General features: G+C 55.2%; 22 protein-coding genes. 2 read left to right on the forward strand and 20 right to left on the reverse strand.

Annotated elements, in window-relative coordinates; genetic code table 11:
* Positions 1–8: 8 nt before the first annotated feature.
* From JWG43_RS11435 to argB, 20 genes are all read right to left on the reverse strand, one after another.
* Positions 9–701 carry an iron-sulfur cluster assembly scaffold protein gene (locus tag JWG43_RS11435; RefSeq protein ID WP_205243065.1) on the reverse strand — a complete coding sequence of 231 codons (693 nt, stop codon included), beginning with the start codon at positions 699–701 and terminating at the stop codon, positions 9–11.
* Positions 702–771: 70 nt separating this feature from the next.
* On the reverse strand, positions 772–1236 hold the full coding sequence (locus tag JWG43_RS11440; protein ID WP_205243066.1) for a prenyltransferase/squalene oxidase repeat-containing protein: 465 nt from the start codon (positions 1234–1236) through the stop codon (positions 772–774).
* Between the two features lie 10 nt (positions 1237–1246).
* The gene (locus tag JWG43_RS11445) at positions 1247–1579 is read right to left on the reverse strand and encodes a hypothetical protein (protein WP_205243067.1); all 333 of its coding nucleotides are present in this window, start codon (positions 1577–1579) and stop codon (positions 1247–1249) included.
* Between the two features lie 280 nt (positions 1580–1859).
* On the reverse strand, positions 1860–2729 hold the full coding sequence (locus tag JWG43_RS11450; protein ID WP_205243068.1) for an MBL fold metallo-hydrolase: 870 nt from the start codon (positions 2727–2729) through the stop codon (positions 1860–1862).
* A gap of 18 nt (positions 2730–2747) precedes the next feature.
* A complete protein-coding gene (locus JWG43_RS11455; RefSeq protein WP_205243069.1) occupies positions 2748–3359 on the reverse strand; it encodes a rhodanese-like domain-containing protein in 612 nt (203 codons plus the stop codon).
* Positions 3360–3905: 546 nt separating this feature from the next.
* Positions 3906–4478: a CDP-diacylglycerol--glycerol-3-phosphate 3-phosphatidyltransferase gene (pgsA, locus tag JWG43_RS11460; protein WP_240193540.1), complete on the reverse strand. Its 573-nt coding sequence runs from the start codon at positions 4476–4478 to the stop codon at positions 3906–3908.
* Positions 4475–5185 carry a lytic transglycosylase domain-containing protein gene (locus JWG43_RS11465; protein ID WP_205243070.1) on the reverse strand — a complete coding sequence of 237 codons (711 nt, stop codon included), beginning with the start codon at positions 5183–5185 and terminating at the stop codon, positions 4475–4477. Before JWG43_RS11465 ends, pgsA begins: the two co-directional genes overlap by 4 nt.
* Before the next feature lie 13 nt (positions 5186–5198).
* Entirely contained in the window at positions 5199–5843 is a 645-nt protein-coding gene (gene fsa / locus JWG43_RS11470) for a fructose-6-phosphate aldolase (protein ID WP_205243071.1), read from the reverse strand.
* The gene (locus JWG43_RS11475; RefSeq protein ID WP_205243072.1) at positions 5840–6121 is read right to left on the reverse strand and encodes a hypothetical protein; all 282 of its coding nucleotides are present in this window, start codon (positions 6119–6121) and stop codon (positions 5840–5842) included. Before JWG43_RS11475 ends, fsa begins: the two co-directional genes overlap by 4 nt.
* Before the next feature lie 357 nt (positions 6122–6478).
* Positions 6479–7087: a 2-amino-4-hydroxy-6-hydroxymethyldihydropteridine diphosphokinase gene (folK, locus tag JWG43_RS11480; protein WP_205243073.1), complete on the reverse strand. Its 609-nt coding sequence runs from the start codon at positions 7085–7087 to the stop codon at positions 6479–6481.
* Positions 7062–7871, reverse strand: a complete 810-nt coding sequence (gene dapB / locus JWG43_RS11485) for a 4-hydroxy-tetrahydrodipicolinate reductase (protein ID WP_205243074.1) — start codon at positions 7869–7871, stop codon at positions 7062–7064. Before dapB ends, folK begins: the two co-directional genes overlap by 26 nt.
* Before the next feature lie 36 nt (positions 7872–7907).
* Positions 7908–8792, reverse strand: coding sequence for a 4-hydroxy-tetrahydrodipicolinate synthase (dapA, locus tag JWG43_RS11490; RefSeq protein ID WP_205243125.1), 885 nt, complete (start codon positions 8790–8792; stop codon positions 7908–7910).
* A gap of 262 nt (positions 8793–9054) precedes the next feature.
* Positions 9055–9894, reverse strand: coding sequence for a diaminopimelate epimerase (gene dapF / locus JWG43_RS11495; protein ID WP_205243075.1), 840 nt, complete (start codon positions 9892–9894; stop codon positions 9055–9057).
* A gap of 36 nt (positions 9895–9930) precedes the next feature.
* Positions 9931–10995 (reverse strand): fibronectin type III domain-containing protein, encoded by a 1065-nt coding sequence (locus JWG43_RS11500; RefSeq protein ID WP_205243076.1) that lies wholly within the window; start codon positions 10993–10995, stop codon positions 9931–9933.
* Positions 10992–12392, reverse strand: a complete 1401-nt coding sequence (gene argH, locus JWG43_RS11505) for an argininosuccinate lyase (protein ID WP_275888463.1) — start codon at positions 12390–12392, stop codon at positions 10992–10994. The genes JWG43_RS11500 and argH overlap by 4 nt, the downstream gene beginning before the upstream one ends.
* Before the next feature lie 2 nt (positions 12393–12394).
* Entirely contained in the window at positions 12395–13594 is a 1200-nt protein-coding gene (locus JWG43_RS11510) for an argininosuccinate synthase (protein ID WP_205243078.1), read from the reverse strand.
* 47 nt (positions 13595–13641) lie between these two features.
* Entirely contained in the window at positions 13642–14565 is a 924-nt protein-coding gene (argF, locus tag JWG43_RS11515; RefSeq protein WP_205243079.1) for an ornithine carbamoyltransferase, read from the reverse strand.
* A 244-nt stretch (positions 14566–14809) separates the two neighbouring features.
* Positions 14810–15415: a manganese efflux pump MntP gene (locus JWG43_RS11520; RefSeq protein ID WP_205243080.1), complete on the reverse strand. Its 606-nt coding sequence runs from the start codon at positions 15413–15415 to the stop codon at positions 14810–14812.
* 22 nt (positions 15416–15437) lie between these two features.
* On the reverse strand, positions 15438–16634 hold the full coding sequence (locus JWG43_RS11525) for an aspartate aminotransferase family protein (RefSeq protein WP_205243081.1): 1197 nt from the start codon (positions 16632–16634) through the stop codon (positions 15438–15440).
* Positions 16631–17515: an acetylglutamate kinase gene (gene argB / locus JWG43_RS11530; RefSeq protein WP_205243082.1), complete on the reverse strand. Its 885-nt coding sequence runs from the start codon at positions 17513–17515 to the stop codon at positions 16631–16633. Before argB ends, JWG43_RS11525 begins: the two co-directional genes overlap by 4 nt.
* Positions 17516–18350: 835 nt before the next feature.
* Between argB and lptA the strand changes: the two genes are divergently transcribed.
* Together lptA and lptB are read left to right on the forward strand one after the other, a co-directional pair.
* Positions 18351–18875, forward strand: a complete 525-nt coding sequence (gene lptA, locus JWG43_RS11535) for a lipopolysaccharide transport periplasmic protein LptA (RefSeq protein WP_205243083.1) — start codon at positions 18351–18353, stop codon at positions 18873–18875.
* A gap of 5 nt (positions 18876–18880) precedes the next feature.
* Positions 18881–19612: an LPS export ABC transporter ATP-binding protein gene (gene lptB, locus JWG43_RS11540; RefSeq protein ID WP_205243084.1), complete on the forward strand. Its 732-nt coding sequence runs from the start codon at positions 18881–18883 to the stop codon at positions 19610–19612.
* The last annotated feature ends 42 nt before the right edge of the window (positions 19613–19654 follow it).

A 19654-nucleotide genomic window follows, 5' to 3' on the forward strand; every position in this document is an offset into this window, starting at 1 on the left:
CCGTCTCCTTATTCGTGCCTGGGGTTGATGGTCCGCACCGCCTCGGCGAAGCGACCGTAGCTGCCGGTGGCCTTGGCCAGCGCCGCGTCGGCGGCCATGCCCTGGTGTATCATCTCCATCATCCTGCCGAGATGGACAAACTCATAGCCGATGACCTCGTCGTTGGCATCGAGTCCGAGCCGGGTCACGTAGCCCTCGGCCATGTCGAGATAGCGCACACCTTTGGCCTTGGTGCCGTACATGGTGCCAACCTGGCTGCGCAGTCCCTTGCCCAGGTCTTCTAGCCCGGCGCCGATGGGCAATCCGCCCTCGGAAAAGGCGGTCTGCGAGCGACCGTAAACGATCTGGAGGAAGAGTTCGCGCATGGCGGTATTGATGGCATCGCAAACCAGATCGGTGTTGAGGGCTTCAAGGATGGTTTTTCCGGGCAAAATTTCGGCCGCCATGGCTGCCGAGTGGGTCATGCCTGAGCAACCGATCACCTCGACCAGGGCCTCCTCGATGATACCGTCCTTGACATTGAGGGTCAGTTTGCAGGCGCCCTGTTGGGGTGCGCACCAGCCGACCCCGTGGGTCAGCCCGGCGATGTCCTTAATCTCTTTGGCCTGGGTCCATCGCCCTTCCTGGGGAATAGGCGCGGGACCGTGATCGGGTCCCTTGGCCACGCAGGTCATGTTGGTTACTTCGCTTGCATAGATCATAAAGCACCTTGGGTTGTGGGGTTGATAGGGCTGGAGTCTTTCCTGCTCATCAGTTGGTCACAATCATCAGCTACGGTCTCTGGGTATCGTGCCATTCCAAACCCAAAGTTGCTCGTAGCGTGGCAAGCTGATGCAAGGCTTGAAAGAAGGACGCAGAGAGGTCGGCAGGCCGGAGGGCGAGATCGATCAATTGCGCGGTCAAGGTTTCAACCCCGGTTTGCGGATCAGCAAGTGGCTGGCATCCGAGAATCTGCAGGCTGGAAAGAACGTAGAAGGCCTGGGCCATGGAGGAATATCGGCCATCAGGTTGTTGCAGAGCCTGAAGGTAGCCGATGGTTGGTGCAGGGTCGCAGGGAACCTGCAAGAGATCGAGGGAGGCCAGCGCGAAATAGGTGTCGTGAGGACTTGGCTCATCAAGAAGGTAAATACAAAATCCTCCCCGCAGACACGATCGGGCAAGAATGTATCGAGAGGCCTCTTGTTTGCTTCTCAGCAGATCGACGGTCATGGAGACATCATGGGCAAGACAGTCCATGAGTCATTGCTCATAAAAGCGTATATGCCTCCAGCCCGCACCGCATGGCTCCCTCGATGGTCCCATCGAGAAACTGGGTGCCGGGGAACATCCACTCGTCCGGATCGTAGTCGTCCCGGCTGTACTTATAAATGACGAATTCCCAACCGTCGATGGTGCCGGTGTACGAGAGACGGGCAATCGGATGGGGACGACCGCCGTAATCGGCACGATTGAGATATAAAAACAAGCCCTTGAATTTTGCGGAATATTGGCATTCACCCTGGAGTTCCTGCTGGTTGAACTGTTCGATACGGGTCATGATTTCTTGTTGAATGTCTTTGGGGATTGTTTTTCTCGCCATATCTGCTCCTGTGGGTACGGTTTCGGTCTGCCATGTACGGGGCACCAGTTGCTCTCATTACCAAGGGGCTTTTCCAGGTGCATCCCCGTGAGATTCACTGAGCCTGATCAGTATATATGATGGATAATTTGTGAAGAATGTGCAAGATATTCTGCCTTCAAGAGTTCGCATGATGCGCATCTGATTATCGTCGATACGCGCTTTTTTATGCAAGCCGGATGATGAGTATCCGTTCTCCGCCCGCCAAAGAGGTCTGGAGCACGATGCTTTGTGTCGGCGTCTAAAACTTGTTCACCGGAAGCTTGACGAATTGGGTTCCTTCAACCTCCTTGCCGAACTGTCCATTGCGCAGATTTACCTGAATGGACGGCAGAAGCAGCTGGGGTACGGCTTTACCCGTGTCGTCGTGCTGTCTTTGCCGGATAAATTCCTCCTTGCTGATACCGAGATGCAAACGGATATTATGCTGCTTCTGCTCGCCGATGGTGGTCATGCACTGTGGACCGCGGGTATGCTCGGGCGGGTAGTCGTGGCTCACATACAGGCGGTATTCATCGGGCAATGCAAAAAGACGACGCGAGGAATCATAGGAATGCTCAGCACTGCCCCCGGGAAAATCGCAACGTCCGGAGCCCACGTCGGGTAAAAAGATCGCGTCGCCGACAAACACGGCGTTGCCGATGACGTAGGTCGTGTCAGCAGGAGTGTGCCCGGGCGTATGGAGAATAGTGGCCGGCATGTCAGCCACGGTAAATTGTTCGTCATTGGCAAACAGGTGGTCGAACTGGGAACCGTCGAGCTTTGTGTCCTCCTGGGTTTGAAAAACAGGAACCCAGGTGGCGATGATGGCCAGGATATGCTTGCTGATGGCTATTTTCCCCCCCAGCCGCTCCTGCAGATAACGGGCAGCGGTCAGATGGTCAGCATGGATATGCGTTTCCAGTATCCATTCGACAACAAGCTGCTTTTCTTTGATAAAGGCGATGATGATATCCGCGGACCGCGTGCTGGAGGTACAGGACGGCAGATCAAAATTCAGCACACTGTCGATGATGGCGCAGCGTTTTTGCGGATCTGTCGCAGACCAGACAACATACGACCATGTGGCTGTGTCCTCATCAAAAAAAGCACGGACTGTCGGCTTTTGCATGGCATTTCTCCTTGTTGTCTATTGGCAGCTGGCGCCAGGGCTGCTCTTGGATTGACTGCCGATGGAGCATACGCCTCCCGTACAGCCGCTTTTGTTCCACGGTGCCTGCGTCAGCAGCATGGCCATGCCGCAGGTATTGCTTATGCCAGCATAGACAAGGCCCGCACCCACGAAGAGCGCACCCCAGATGAAAACCGGGGCCGCGAAAAATCCCAGTGCGCCGAACAGCACCACCAAACTCCCCGCGGCAATGCGCACCTGCCTTTCCAGGGAGATGGGGCCGCGGGTGTCGGGGGTGGGGTTTGTACCATGCAGGGGCAGGCCCTCGCGCTCCCATGCATTGACACCGCCTTGCAAGACCTTCACATCACTGAAGCCGGCCTCCACGAATTTTTCCGCCGCTTTTTGAGCCCTGTTACCGCTGCTGCACAGCAGGATCAGCGGTGTGTCCGGTAGAATGCCGTGCCGCAGGGCAAAGTCCTCGGGGGACAGATCTGTCAGCGGGGCCAAAGCCAGCGTCCGTGCCGGGCGTTTACCGGCGAACTCCGCCGATGTACGCACATCGATAAAAATTGTTTGTTGCGCATCTGTCTGCGCCGCGGCGAGAACCGAAATTTCCTGCACTGCCATAACGTCTCCATGGTGATTAGATTTCCCGACCACGGGCCACAGCGCGGAAAAATCAGACCGCAACCGTGATCAAGGATAAAAAATGGGGAACGAATCTCTTCCTGTTTGTTCACTAAATAAAGTCTGGTCTTCTTGTATGGGGTGCATCAGCACGCAAAAGGTGCCAAGAAACAGGATATTTTCTCCCTTGGACATACATAAGCACGGTTAGCGAACATGACCATTAAAATGGCGCAAACACAGGCGGAGATTGAAGAGATACAGCAGCTCTTTCCGGAGTACGAGACATTGCTCGATGTCGATATTTGTTTCCAGGAATTCGAGGAAAAGCTTGCCGGTTTGCCCAGTCGGTACTGCTCTCCAGGTGGTTGTCTCCTTCCTGGATACGTGAGCGTGCGGACGGGCACCCGAAGGGCGGCTGGTGAAGGGTATTGCCAAGGATTTTGCTGCAATTATAGTCTGATGACAGCAAGATGTATCCAGAAAAACGTCCAGCCGTCCCAGATTCAGGTCCTTGTCAGTGAAAGGGAAAACAGAACAGGTGTGTTACCGGGCGTCTTCGAGAAAAAGACGGCGGAGTTTGTAAAAGTAATCGGCTCCGGACCAGATGGTGAGCAGGAGAGCCAGATACATGATGGCCATGCCGATGTGGTGCAGGTAGGGGATGGGGAGGACCCCAAGGGGAAAAATGAGAATACCCAGTCCGATGTACTGCAGGGTGGATTTCAATTTCCCCAGGTTACTGGCGGCGACAACGATGCCGGATGACGATGCCGCTCCGCGCAGGCCGGTGACGATGATTTCCCGCCAGAGGATGATCAGGGCGACCCAGGCGGGTAGTTTGCCGCTGGGGATCAGCATGATCAGGGCAGTGGCCACCAGCACCTTGTCGGCCAGGGGGTCCATCAGTTTGCCGAGCACGGTGATAGCCTCGTAGCGGCGGGCGAAATAGCCATCGACCCAGTCCGAGACAGCGGCCACGGTGAACACCAGGCAGGATAACAAAGCAAGTGGGATGGTTTGTTCCTGAAGCAGCAGCAACATCAGGCAGCCGGAAAGGATGAACCGGCTGCCTGTAATCATGTTCGGCAGGTTCAGGACTTTAGCGCCACGATTCAATGGATGGTCACCAACTGCTGGACATTGATACTGGAGGGCGTGGGCATGCCATTGTCACTGTAGGAGCGGTAGAATTCCATGACCTTGGCGACATAGTTGATGGTCTCCGGGATACGGGGGATGGTACCGTTGGGTGTGACCCGGCCCGGCCCCGCATTGTAGGCAGCCAGGCTCAATTCCACATTGCCGTGATAATTATCGAGGAGGTAGCGCAGATACTTGGTGCCTCCATTGATGTTCTGGCGTGGATCGAAGGGGTTGGTGACGCGAAGATCCTTGGCCGTTCCCGGCATGAGCTGCATGAGGCCCTGCGCTCCCTTGGGTGAGACGGCATTCGGATCGAAGTTTGATTCGGCTTTAATCACTGCCTTGATCAGTAAAGGATCGACCTTATGATTTACTGCTGCTGTTTGAATGTACCTGTTGAGTGTATGCGGTGCCAACCGGGATCTAGCTTGTCTTGTCGCGGTTGGCCGTGAGACATTCCTTGGGTTTTTGGATATGGTTTTGATCAATTGCATTTCAGTATCCCCGGGACGTCGGACTGGTCGAGGATCAAGATTGACTCGGTGGCGTCCGTCTCCCGGGACATTGGTGTAGTGGCGTATTCCTCTTTCATCAACATAAGCATACATGGCCGCTTGTGCCGAAACCGGCAGTGCCGTCACCAGAAGGAGAAGAACTGTCAGGGAGAGAGGAAGTTTCATGGTTCACCTTTTGCTATTTTTGACGTTTTTCCCAGTCAGCTAGAAACTTTTCCATACCGATATCGGTGAGCGGGTGTTTAACTAGCTGAGCAATGACCTTGTAGGGAAGGGTTGCGATATCCGCGCCGAGCAAAGCTGATTCTACAACATGCATCGGGTTACGGACTGAAGCCACGATAACCTCGGTGGCAAATCCGTAGTTGCGCAGTATAGTCATTATATCGGCAACCAGATCAAGACCATTAACAGAAATATCGTCAAGCCGACCAACAAAAGGGCTGACATAGGTAGCGCCGGCTTTGGCGGCAAGCAGAGCCTGGGTCGTTGAAAAGATCAAGGTGACATTGGTTTTGATGCCCTCTGCAGTCAACTGCTTGACGGCTTTAAGCCCCTCTTCGATCATCGGCACCTTGATAACGATATTGTTGCTTATTTTTACCAGTTCCCGGGCTTCGGCCACCATGCCTACCGCATCAAGACTGACGACCTCGGCACTGACCGGGCCATTGACCAGCGCACAGATGTCTGCGAGAATGGCGTTGAAAGGACGTTGCTCCTTGGCAACCAGTGATGGATTCGTGGTGACACCATCGACCATTCCCAAGTCCAGCCCTTTTTTGATCTCTTCAATATTTGCGGTATCAATAAAGAATTTCATTGCTCTCCTTTTTCGTAGTTCTCTGAGAATTGATCGCAGCATTTTTCGCTGCAGAAATAGTGGGTTGTATTGTTTTTGCGCAGACGTATAGCTTGATTTCTCGGAATGAGAGTGTGACAGACCGGGTCTTCGACCAGCACGTCCTGCAGCTCGGAATTGTGCTCCTGGCCGGTTTCTTCAATTTCGGGTTCGGCTGGTTTGGTGAAAATAAAACGGCGGAGAAACCACCAGCCGATATAGCACAGGATAGCCAGTATCAGCAGACGAAAGGGTATCATGGACAAGAGCCATCCAATAGAGTCAATACATAACCTGAACCCGTGACGGCTGGACGCTTGTTGTGGATATATCTTGCTGTAAGCATAGTATAATTGCAGCTAAACCCTTGCAAAAAACGTTCACCAGCCCCTTCGGGGCATCCATCCGCACGCCATCTTCATTGCCCGTACTCGTCCGATACAGTGTCCATTCATCGAACGGGTACGGGCAACAAAGCTGACGCACGGATGAACGCTCACGGATTCAGGCAAATCTTTTTTGTTCAAACATGGTTTATTATAGCCATGGGGAGCTAAAAGTCTATGATTTGTCGGCAGCCAGGAAATTTTTCAAAATCCGCCACAGGCAGCACCGAGTCAGGAGGGCCAGCAGCTTTTTTCCACCTGCTGATTGGCTGCGCCGAGACGCAGGCTGTCCCGTACTGTCCGCACAGGTTGGTCCGTTGACGGCAAGATAAGGTCCCCGGCTATTTCAGCGAGCGGATCGAGAACGAACAGGCGCTTTGCCATGCGGGGATGGGGAAGGGTGAGTGTTTCTGTCTGCATCCTGCAGTCAGCGTAGAAAAGAAGGTCCAGGTCAAGGGTGCGATCTTGGGGTACGGAGCCGGAAAGAATGCGGGTCCGGCCAAATTCTTCTTCAATGGTCTGGAGGAGATGCAGGAGTGCCTGGGGAGGCAGTGTGGTCCGGATTAGGGCTACGGCATTGATAAACCAGTTGGTACTGTTCATGTCGACCGGTCGGCTTCGATAGGGCGATGAGATGGTCAGGGGATGGATCCGGGGATGCTGCTGTACCCGCCTCCAGGCGTCTTGCAGGGTCTGCAGCGCAGGACCGATGTTGGCACCGAATCCAATGCCGGCGACCTGGCCTCGAACGCTGGCCGCATCAGTGAATGGCAGCATCGCGACAGACAGGAAGCGATGAAGGCGCTGTTCCCTGTTACAGACTGTCCAGGCCGAGGACATCGAACATGGTGTACATGCCGTTGGGTCGGGCTGCGACCCAGGCCGCGGCCAGCGCCGCTCCCCGGGCAAAATTATCCCGATTGGTGGCTCGGTGGACGAGTTCCAGTCGTTCCCCGGCACCGGCAAAATAGACCGTATGCTCGCCGACAATATCACCGCCACGAACGGTCTGGATACCGATTTCGGTGTTGGTCCGTTCACCGATGATCCCGTTACGTTCCATGACCCCAACCTCCGCCAGATCCCGGCCCAGGCCGACGGCGGCCATCTGCCCGAGTTTCAGGGCTGTTCCCGAGGGAGCATCTTTTTTCATGCGATGGTGGGCTTCAACGATCTCCACGTCATAGGTGTCACCCAGAATCGCCGCGGTTTTTTCCACCAGTTTGAACAATACGTTGACCCCCACGGCCATGTTGGGTGATTGCACACAGGGGAAATGGGCGGCAAACTCGCCGATGCGCGCCAGTTCATCCGCGCTGAGGCCGGTTGTGCCGATAACCATGGCCTTGCCATGGGTCGCGGCTATTTGGGCGAAATGCACCGAGGCTGTGTGGAAGGTGAAATCAATGACAACATCACCCCGGTCGATGGCTGATTCCAGACCGCTGGTGATCAGAACACCAGTGTCTGCCTGGCCGCTCATTGCTCCAGCGTCCCTGCCAATGGCGGGATGACCGGCTGTTTCAAAGGCTGCGGCTAACTCCAGGCCCGGATGAGCATCGACCATGTGGATAATGCGCTGGCCCATACGACCGGCGGCGCCGGCTACAATTACCTTGATCATCTCTGTTTCCCGTGGTTATGCCTCAAGGACTCCATCTTAGAGGAGGCCGAGTTCGCGCATGTCGGCCTGCAATCGGTCCAGGCAGGCCTGATCGTCAATCTGGGTCATGGGCAGCCGCACCTCGGCCGAGCTGATTTTACCCATCAGTTCCAGACCCTTTTTGGCCGGGGCAGGACTGGGGTAGCAGAACATGGCCCCCATGAGGGGAAAAAGGGCATAGTGGAGGGCCCTGGCTTCCAGCAGGTCGCCGCGCAGAGCAGCAGCGATCATGGCGGCCATTTTACCAGGTTCAAGGTTGGACACCACCGAGATGACGCCTTTACCGCCCACCAGCACCGTGGGCATGGCGGTGAAATCGTCACCGGAAAGGACAGTGAAATCATCCGGGCACATCTGGATGATTTCACTGACCTGATTGAGACTGCCGCTGGCTTCCTTGATACCGACAACATTGGGCAGGGCCGCCAGTCTGGCCACAGTAGCCGGGAGCATATTGGTCACCGTCCGCCCGGGAACATTATAGAGAAGCATCGGGATATCGACGGCGTCCAAGATGGCCTTGAAATGCTGGTACAACCCTTCCTGGCTGGGCTTATTGTAGTAGGGAACCACCGACAGGACAGCATCGGCCCCGCTGTTGCGCGCGGATTCGGTGAGTTCAATGGCTTCCAGGGTGCTGTTGGCTCCGGTGCCGGCAATAACAGGCACTCTGCCGTTCACCGTCTTGACGGTCAATTCGATGACCCGTTTGTGTTCCTCAAAATTGAGGGTAGCCGACTCACCGGTAGTCCCGCAGGGAACAATGCCATGGATACCGCCGGCAATTTGAAATTCGATCAGATCGACCAGACCCTGTTCGTCAACCACGCCGTTGGCCATGGGAGTGACCAGAGCGGTTATCGCCCCTTGTAAAGTCTTCATCATTGTTTCCTCGCAGTCTGACTGTTCATGACAATAACCGGGGAAGAAGAGCATGGGCTCCCGGTGCATCTGGCCATTTTTGTAGAAGTCTTCAGGGGGAGGACAAATTGACGATATGCTCGTTCAATCAATGTTCCCATGCACCAGCTATTCGTAGGCGGACATCAGGTTGTTGACCTCTGCTCCATTCTCTGCAGGGCAATCAGTCTCCTGCGCAAGGCATGCTGGTGAGGCCGGTATCGAGCAGCCGACCTGAGAGCGATCAGAGCAGCGCCTCAGCCGTGATCTCTCCCCGATAAACAAGATGGGCCGGCCCTTGCAGCAGGACCTGTTCAATCGGCTTTTGATCGCCTCCACCGATAAAACGAACGGTCAGAGGCGTGCCTCCGGATGTGCATACCGTTACCGGTGATTGAGCCAGGCCTCTGGCGGCGGCCACCAGGGCGCAGGCAACCGCACCTGTGCCGCAGGCCATGGTCTCCGCTTCAACACCCCGTTCGTAGGTTCGCAGGTGGAATCCCTCCTGGCTCCTGGCGACAAAATTAACATTGGTGCCGGCTGGGGCAAAGAGGGGATGATGCCGGAGTTGCCTGCCCAGTTCCGCCACTTTCGCATCATCAACCTCTTCATCAAAGAGGACAATATGGGGAACCCCGGTATCCACACTATGGACGATGAACCGCTGTTTGCCAATGTTCACCGCCAGGTCAAGACGCATGGCCTGGGGTGGGGGCATGCCAATGGTCACCTGAGTGTCGGCAACGGCAGCATCGATAATGCCGGCCTGTGTTTCAAATCGCATCCGGGCAGCGGCAATGCCGTGCATATAGGCAAAACGGGCCACGCACCGGGCACCATTGCCGCACATGGCCGCTTCGGAACCGTCCGAGTTGAAAAAACGCCATTTGAAATCGGCATGGCGAGAGAGTTCAATGAAAAATAAGCCGTCCGCCCCCACCGAAAACCGTCGCCGGCAGACCAGCCTGACAAAGTCCGGCATCAACGCTACCGGGACCACGGCTTTGCGGTGGTCAATGATGATAAAATCATTGCCTGCTCCGCTCATCTTGCAGAACGGTACTGGCATTTTAATGGTCCGCATATCCGCAACTCTTTCTGTTCCGCCGGCCGGCAACGATCAGTTGGCGACCATCACCTCGGCGGATCTGGCGCTTTCATTGGCAGGGGTCTGCTGATCTATGCTGGACACCGAGTAATAGAGTCGTTGATTGAGTGGCGCGGCGGTATCAGTGAACAGGTTGTAGGGCATATTGACCTCACCGACGAAGGTGGGTTCGGTCTCTGTTGCGCTCCGGCGATAGATACGATATCCAGCCAGATCGTCGTCCTGGACATGGTTCCAGAAAATTTTGATACCAACATCCGTTTTAACTGCCTGGACCCCTGAGGGGATCGGTGGCGGAGTCAGGTCCAAAGGGGTGGCAAAAACGGAGGCGGTCATGCCGCCACCCACGGACCCCTGTTCATACATGGCGACGGATTGCACCTGATAGGCATAGTTTTTTCCGATGATCACCTGCCTGTCCGTAAAGGTGGTGGCTGCGATAGGTTCGCCGAGTTTTCTCAAGGGACCGCCATCGACACCTCGGTATATCTGGTAATGGACCGGAATGGAGGCCAGGGTGGCATCATCATGGCGGGCCACCGCATTCCAGCGAAGAGTGATTGTTCTGTCACCGGCGGTGGCCACAAGATTGTCAGGGGCCGGGGGGGGGGTATCCCAGAGAAAGGAAACAATATTGGAATCTTCGGATTCAGACCACCAGCCACTTTTGCTGCGGACTTTAAAAAAATAGAGGTGACCGGGCCGCAGGACGGTAACTTGATAGGTGGCAGTTTTGACGCCTCGTTCGGGCACGGCACCACCAGGAAGAGCGATGGGAGGGGCAAAGGGAATCGGGCAGGTGTCACAATACGAATCAACCGGTACAACGGCTCGATACAGGTTGAATCGTGTTATGTTGTCGAGATTCCTGCCGGTGACCGTCTCCCTGGGGTAACTCCAGAACAGGGTGACACCGTTTTCGGTCAATTGATACTGCAGGTCGTTCACCGGGCGAGGGACTATGTGCTGGGGAGGAACCGGTTTGTCCTTGTAACCGCATCCTGCTAGCGGCAGAAGAATGGCAAGGGCCATCAGGGTCAAGATGGATCGTACTACATGCCTGCTGAGGTTGATCATGATGTTATTCCCAGTGATTGTTCCGCCCTCTTCAGGGCTTCTTCCACCCTGACCCCGGCCGTTCCACCGACGGAATTTCGGCTGTGTACCGATCCTTCGGTAGATAAGATATCGAATATATCCGATTCGATCAATTCGGAAAAGCCCCGCATTTCTTCAAGCGATAGATCGATGAGTTCGCACTCCCTTTCCTGACAGAGGGCGACAATTCGTCCTACTACGCCATGGGCTTGACGAAAAGGCATGTTCCGGCGAACCAGGTAATCGGCGAGGTCGGTGGCGGTCATGAAACCACCCATGGTGGCCGCCTGTAATCGGTCGATTTTGAAGGTGGTATGGTCGAGCAGCTCAGCGGTGATGGCCAGGCTGGCCTTGACTGTATCGACCGCATCGAAGACCGGTTCTTTATCTTCCTGGAGGTCACGATTGTAAGTCAGCGGCAGTCCTTTCACGGTCATCAGCAAACCCATCAGAGCGCCGGTCACCCGGCCGGTTTTACCCCGGATCAGTTCGGGGATATCAGGATTTTTTTTCTGCGGCATGATTGAAGAGCCAGTGCAATACTGGTCGGCCATGCGGATGAAATCAAATTCCCTGCTGGACCAGAGGACCAGTTCCTCGGCCAGGCGACTGAGGTGGACCTGAATCAGGCTGAGACAGAAAAGCAGTTCAAGGGCATAGTCGCGGTCTCCGGAGGTGTCCATGGAGTTGGCGGTCACGGCGGTGAATCCCAGTTCTTCCGCAACCGATTCCCGATCGATGGGTAAGCCGGTACCGGCCATGGCCGCGGTCCCCAGGGGCATGATGTTGATCCGTGCCCGACATCCGCACAGACGGTCCCGGTCGCGCTGGAACATCTCCACATAGGCCAGGAGATGATGGGAGAGCAGCACCGGCTGGGCCCGCTGGAGATGAGTATACCCGGGCATGATCACGCCAAGGTGGACTCTGGCCTGACGGACAAAGGCTTTCTGTACTTCGCGAAGCAGCTGGTCCAGCGTATCGACCTCGTCGCGCAGGTACAGGCGAAAATCAAGGTTGACCTGATCGTTGCGGCTACGGGCGGTATGCAGTTTTGCTCCGGTCGGGCCGATTTTATCCGTCAGCGCCTTTTCGATATTCATGTGAATATCTTCAAGTTCCGGCTTGAAGATAAATTCTCCCCGGTCGATTGCCGTGTTGATTTCAGTCAGGCCCAGGATGATGGCTTCGCTCTCTTCAGCCGTGATCAGGCCCTGCCGCGCCAGCATGCGGGCGTGAGCCTTGGATCCCATGATATCGTGGCGGTACAGCCTGGCATCATAGTGGATCGAAGCGGTAAAGGCCTCCACCGATGGCGCGGTGGTTTCGGCAAAGCGACCGCCCCACATCTTGCCGGACTGCTGCCTGTTGTCCATGCTCATTTCAACCGCTGGTGGGCCTGAATCCGCAGACGCAGGGCATTGAGCCGGATAAATCCGGTGGCATCGGCCTGATTGTAGACCTCGTCCTCTTCAAAGGTGGCAAAGGATTCGGAGTAGAGAGAGTTGACCGATTTCCTCCCCACGGCAATACAGTTGCCTTTGTAGAGTTTAAGACGAACCGTACCGTTGACCGTGCTCTGGGTGTCATCCATGGTCCGTTGCAGCAGTTGCATTTCCGGAGCGAACCAGAAACCGTTATAGATGAGTTGTGAATAACGTGGCACCAGGGAATCGCGAATCTGCATGACCTCCCGGTCCATGGTGATGGTTTCCAGGTCACGGTGGGCAATCCGCAACACCGTACCGCCGGGCGTTTCATAGACGCCGCGGGATTTCATGCCGACAAAACGGTTTTCCACGAGATCAAGGCGACCGATACCGTTGGCGCCGCCAAGGGTGTTGAGTCGGGTCATCATCTCAACGGGGCCGAGTCGCTGCCCATCCACGGCCACGGGAGTCCCCTGTTTAAAATCAATTTCGATATAGGTGGGTCGGTCAGGTGCCTTTTCCGGAGAGACGGTGAGCTTGAACATATCCTCATCCGGTTCATTCCAGGGATCTTCGAGGAGGCCACCTTCAAAGCTGATATGAAGGAGATTTTCGTCGGAAGAATAGGGGTTTTTCCGGGTGACCGGTACAGGGATGTCGTGTTCCCGCGCAAAGGCGAGCAGTTTCTGGCGGGAATTGAGATCCCAGATACGCCAGGGGGCGATGATCGTTATTTTTGGGTTAAGGGCCAGGTAGCTCAATTCAAAGCGGACCTGATCATTGCCCTTGCCGGTGGCGCCATGACTGACAGCATCGGCTCCTTCCTGGGCGGCAATTCTGATCTGTTCCCTGGCAATCAACGGCCGGGCGAGTGAGGTACCCAGCAGGTACGAGCCTTCGTAAATGGCATTGGCTCGGAATGCCGGGAAAATATAATCACGGACAAATTCTTCGCGCAGATCGGAAATGATCACCTTCTCCGCACCCGTGGCCAGCCCTTTGGCCTCCACGGCGGTCCAGTCTTCATGTTGGCCGATATCGGCGGAGTAGGCGATGATAGGGCAGTCATATTCCCGGGCCAGCCATTTGAGGATGACCGAGGTGTCCAGACCGCCGGAATAGGCAAGGACAATTTTCTGTACACGCATTGCTGTGCTCTGAGAGAACTTCCTGTGGAGTTAGAATGTTGAGAATGTTATTGTATCGCACCGGCGATGAAGTGTTCCAGGATCGCCTTATGAATGTGCATTTTGTTTTCCGCCTGATCAAAGATAACGCTTTGCGGTCCTTCGAGGACCTCTTCGGTGATTTCTTCCCCCCGATGTGCCGGGAGGCAATGCAGGACCATGGCATTGTCCCTGGCTCCGGCCAGCAGGGTACTGTTCAACTGATAGGATTGAAATTGGCGCAGACGTTCTGCCTGTTCCTTCTCCTGTCCCATGGAGGCCCAGACATCGACATTGATCACGTCTGCATCCCGGATGGCCTCGACCGGATCCTCGAAAACCAGGATCGGCCTGGAACCGCGGCTTCGCGCTTTTTCCAGAATAGCCTGATCAGGGCCGAAGCCGCTTGGGCAGGCAAGGGTCAGAGGGAAATCAAGTACCGCGGCGGCTTCGATCCATGAGTTGGCCATGTTGTTGCCGTCACCGATCCAGACGGTTTTGAGGTTTTCCGGACCGCCTTTCTTTTCGATGACTGTCATCAGATCGCTGAGGACCTGGCAGGGATGATGCAGATCCGTCAGGGCGTTAATCACCGGAACGGCAGCATAGCGGGCGAGTTCCTCAACGACATCCTGGCCAAAGGTACGGACCACTATGGCGTCAACATAGCGGGAGAGGACCCTGGCTGTGTCTTTCAACGGCTCACCGCGTCCCAGTTGTGATTCCCTGGTCGACATGAAGGTGACCTGTCCACCCAGGCCAAACATGGCCGCCTCAAAGGATACCCTGGTCCGGGTCGATGGCTTTTCGAAAAGCAGACAGATTGTCCGGCCGCTGAGTTGCTGATGGCGCATGCCTTGAGATCGCTCTGCTTTCAGCTGCAACGCCCGGTCGATCAGGGCGCGCAATTCTTCCCGGGAAAAATCTTCCAGTGCCAAGAGGTGGTTTTTCATAACTCGGTCCATATGTTCCAGGAGCGATCATCACGGTCTTCCTTGAGTATTACGTTCTCTTCCCGTAGCAGATCGTCTTGATAAAAATGTAATTGATACAAAAAAAACAGAACGTTTGCAAAGGGATTCATACAAGGAAGTCCAATTCCCGGGTTTGTCCAGCTGCGCAAAGGTTTCATTGCGGATAGGACATTCGAACACCCGCACCCGATGAGGGGTTATGGCTGTGCTGGGATGAGAGCGGTCAGGAAAGACCGGTCAGCAGGGAAACGACGGTGGTTCCATCATTCCATAAAGCAGTCAGCAGGATCTTGCAACCGATGAGGATCAGCAGCACCCCGCCCGCCACTTCGATCTGTTTTCCCCACAGTGTACCGGCCCGGCTGCCCAGGAAAAGACCCGTGAGGGTGAAGCCGCCGGCCACCAGGCCAATGATCAGGGCCGGCAGCCAGATTTCCACCTCGAGCATGGCCAGGGTGAGGCCCACTGCCAAAGCATCGATGCTTGTGGCGATGGAAAGCGCCACCAGGGTGAGGCCTTTGCTGGGGTCGGCGGTATTCTTGTTGTGTTCCTGTTCAGCGGATACAGCCAGGAAGATCATCCGCCCGCCGATGATCGTCAGCAGGAGAAAAGCGAGCCAATGGCTCCAGGCTGCGACAAAGGACTGGACAGTCAAGCCGGCAAGCCAGCCGATCACCGGCATCATGGCTTGAAACAGCCCGAAATGGAACACCAGGCGAAAGCACCGGCGGAACGTCAGCGGGCGAAGGGTCGCACCTGCTGCCAGAGCCACGGCAAAGGCATCCATAGCCAGAGCAACAGCAATGCCGAAAATGGACAGGATGTCCATGGGCGAGTATACTGCCGATGACTCAGGTTAGCGAATCGAAAACCAGGACGAGTTTGTCGATGAGCAGATCGATGTCCGTGGTCTCGACAATCAGCGGCGGTATGAAGCGCAGCACCCGGTTGCCGGCAAAATTGATCAGGACTCCCTCTGCAAACAGGCGTTCCACCATGGAAAGCCCCTGTTCGATACCTTTTTCAGTCAACACCAGCCCGAGAAGCAGGCCCTGGCCGCGGACACCGGTGGCCAGGTGCGGGTAGCGGGCGGCCACCTCCTCCAGTCTGGAGATGAAGTAGCGGCTTTTTTCCTGCACCGATGGCAGGAAACCGTCGGCCAGGATAACCTGCAAGGTTGCAACCGCAGCGGCCGCGCAGACCGGATTGCCGCCAAAAGTGGAGGCATGGCTGCCGGCGATGAGGGAGGAGGCGATGCGGTTGGTGGTAAGCATGGCGCCAATGGGCAGACCATTACCCAGTGCCTTGGCAAGCGTCATGATATCCGGAGTGACCCCGGTCTGCTCGTAGGCAAACAGGGTGCCGGTACGGCCCAGACCGGTTTGCACTTCATCGAAGATCAGCAGCAGGCCATGGCGGTCACAGATGGCTCGAATCGCCTGGAGGTAGTCGGGCGCCAGAGGACGGACACCACTTTCGCCCTGCAGCGGTTCACAGAGGATGGCGCAGGTCTGTGGGGTGATCAACGCCTCGAGCGCGTGAGGGTCGCCAAAGGGCGCGTGGATAAATCCCTGGGGCAGGGGGTCGAAGCCTTCATGAAACCGTGACTGGCCGGTGGCGGCAACAGTGGCCAGGGTACGCCCATGAAAAGATCCCTCCAGGGAGATCACCTCGAATTTTTCCGGGACGCTGTGGATCCGTGCCAGTTTGATCGCGGCCTCGTTGGCCTCGGCGCCGGAGTTGGTGAGGAAGACCCGGTCGGCAAAACTGTGGGTCGTGAGCAACTCGGCCAGTTCGATCTGCGGCGGCATGTGGAACAGGTTGGACACATGCACCAGGGTTGCCGCCTGGCGGCATATGGCCTCGGTGACCTTGGGATGGCAGTGGCCCAGCGAGCAGACAGCTATGCCGGCGAGAAAATCGAGGTATTCCCTGCCATCGGCATCGCGCAGCCGACAGCCGCTCCCTTGCACCATGGCAGCGGGAAACCGATTGTAGGTATTGATAAACATGTTGTTGCCCCGATCAGCCCACTCTGTATTGGTCATTTCACCAACTCCGTTCCAATGCCCTTGCGGGTAAAAATTTCCAGCAGTACGGCATGTTCCTGCCGGCCGTCAATGATATGTGCTTTGGCAACACCCCCATCGAGGGCAGCCTTGCAGCAGTTGACCTTGGGGATCATGCCGTCCCTGATAACGCCGGCTGCGATCAGGTCATCGATCTGATCCCGGTATATGGTTGAAATCAGCTCGTCATGACTGTTTCTGACCCCTTCGACATCCGTGAGCAGAATCAGTTTGGCTGCCTGCAGTTCAGCGGCAACAGCCCCGGCCACCAGGTCAGCGTTGATATTGAACGCCTGACCATCTTCGCCAACCCCCACCGGGGCGATAATCGGGATGAAGCCGCGTCGTTCAAGGGCGGTAAGGATATCGGGGTTGACCCGGGTGACTTCGCCGACCCGACCGATATCGATCAGCTCCGGTGGTCGGTCTTCACTGGCGACTTTGGATTTGATGGCAAGTTTTCGCGCCTGCACCAGGTCGCCATCGCGGCCGGAAAGGCCGACCGCCTTGCCGCCGCAATGGTTGATCAGGCCGACGATTTCTTTATTGACTTTACCCACCAGAACCATTTCCACTACATCCATGGTTTCGCCGTCAGTGACCCGCATACCTTGCACATAGCTGGGGACGATATGCATTTTTTCAAGAAAACGGTTGATTTGAGGGCCACCGCCATGGACAATAACCGGATTGATGCCGATGTACTTCATCAGAATGATGTCAAGGGCGAATTTCCGCTTCAAGTCCTCGTCAACCATGGCATGGCCGCCGTACTTGATCACTACTGTTTTTTCTCTGAATTCCCGCAGGTATGGCAGCGATTCAATGAGGATTTTTGCCTTGGCGACTTCTTCACGCATGCTTGTTTCCCTGGATGATGGTCTGGTTGTCTTGTGAGTGAGTGGATACGGCTCTCAGCTCTCAGGTATTGCAGCCGGTAAACGGTCAGGTCTTGTCAACCAGCAGTCTTGTGCAGACAAATATTTATTTTACTCCTGCTTCAATTGTCTGTAAACTTTTGAATTTTGTTTGCGTATTTCACTGGTTGGTCAGGATCGAATTTCGGATCTGTCTGTGTCTTTGTGGGTGACAACCGAAAAAATAAGCAAATCCAAGATTTTAACCATGATAGACGGCGGCTGAACAGACCCTTTGGCTTGCTGGCATGCTGCAACATTTCGCGGAGCAGGCACGGTCACTGGGCTACCTTTCTGAATCCGTGACGGCTGGACCATTTTTTGGATATATCTTGCTGTAATCATGTTATATTTGCAACTAAACCCTTGAAAAAAACTTTCAACAGCCGCCCTTCGGGGCATTCGTCCGCACGCCATCTTCATTGCCCGTAACCGTCCGATAAAGTGTACTTTAATCGAACGGTCACGAACAACGAAGCTGACGCACGGACGAACGTTCACGGATTCAGGTTGTGGCCTTATCTGCTCCATATTGTCTCTGAAGTAGACATTTGTGGCAAAAGGTCTTCCTGAAACGATCAGGGCCCCATCCTTGTACGGGCAGGCTCTCGCATAGAGGGTCTGTACGGGTCCTCGTGGTCTGCCCTGAGAGGGTGCACTACGCCCGTGTTAAGCTCTTTACAAATGTTTGATACCGCAGTATTGTAATCAATGCTTGCAAAAAACAAACCCGAAACAACAGCTGTCTTTTACTTACTGCATTTTTGAGATTATTCTTATGAAGACCTTCTTTCCCATCGTGCAAGAAACCTTTGGAAAAACTATCGTCCGCACATGTATTTTCCTGGCGATTTTCTGTATTGCGACCCCGGTTTTTTCCGAACCGATCAACATTGAGGCAGATCGGATGATCTCCCAGGAAAACGACAACAGCGTGGTGTTTATCGGTAATGTCGATGCCCGTCAAGGCGCGCTCACCATCCGTTCGGACGAGATGACTGTATTTTACACTGAGAGCACGGGCGATGGTGGCCAGCAGGTATCCAGTCAGATGGAAAAGCTTATCTGCATCAACAATGTTCAGGTCATCCAGGACGACTGGCTTGGAACCAGCGATCGGATGGATTATTTCGCCAACGAACGTAAGGTCATCCTCTCCGGAAACGCGAAAGCCTGGCAAGGGCAGAATATGGTGTCCGGCAAGACCATAATCTACTACCTGGATGAAAAACGATCGATCGTCGAGCAGGATGAGACCACCCAGGGTCGGGTCAGGGCCGTGCTCCATCCGGATGGTAATTAACAACCATGACCAGCACCTCTTTTCTGGAAACCAGAGATATCGTCAAGGAGTACCGCAAGCGTCGAGTTGTTGATCAGGTCAGTCTGCGGGTGACGAATTCTTCGGTGGTGGGCCTGTTGGGGCCAAACGGTGCGGGAAAGACCACCACTTTCTATTCAATAGTCGGATTCATCCGTCCCAGCGCCGGGGCCATCTTTCTCGACGATGAGGACATTACCGAATTGCCGATTCATCAGCGGGCCGCCCGCGGCATTACCTACCTGGCGCAGGAGCCCTCGGTTTTCAAGAAATTGACGGTGGAGGAAAATATCCGCATTGTCCTTGAGTCATTGGGTTTGCCGAAAAATGAGATCACCCACCGAATCCGGGAACTCCTGGCGGAACTGAAAATCGAGTATCTTGCCGGTAACAAGGGGCACGCTCTTTCCGGAGGTGAAAGAAGGAGGGTTGAAATTATCCGGGCATTGGCGACCAGACCGCGCTTTATTCTGCTCGACGAGCCGTTTGCGGGTGTCGACCCTTTATCGGTGGCCGATCTGCAGCAGATCATTCGTGAGTTGAAGCGAAAAGGACTCGGAGTGCTTATTTCCGATCATAATGTTCGCGAGACGTTGCAGGTTTGTGATTTTGCCTACATTATGAACAATGGTCAGATTCTGACCAGCGGCGTGGCCAAGGATATCATTGAAAGTGTTGTCGCCCGCAAAATGTATCTCGGCGACAATTTTCAAATGTGAGCGAACATGATGGCGATGCAGGGGAATTGTCTGCAAAGGCAA

The organism is Desulfobulbus alkaliphilus (assembly GCF_016918545.1).
Taxonomy (GTDB): domain Bacteria; phylum Desulfobacterota; class Desulfobulbia; order Desulfobulbales; family Desulfobulbaceae; genus Desulfobulbus; species Desulfobulbus alkaliphilus.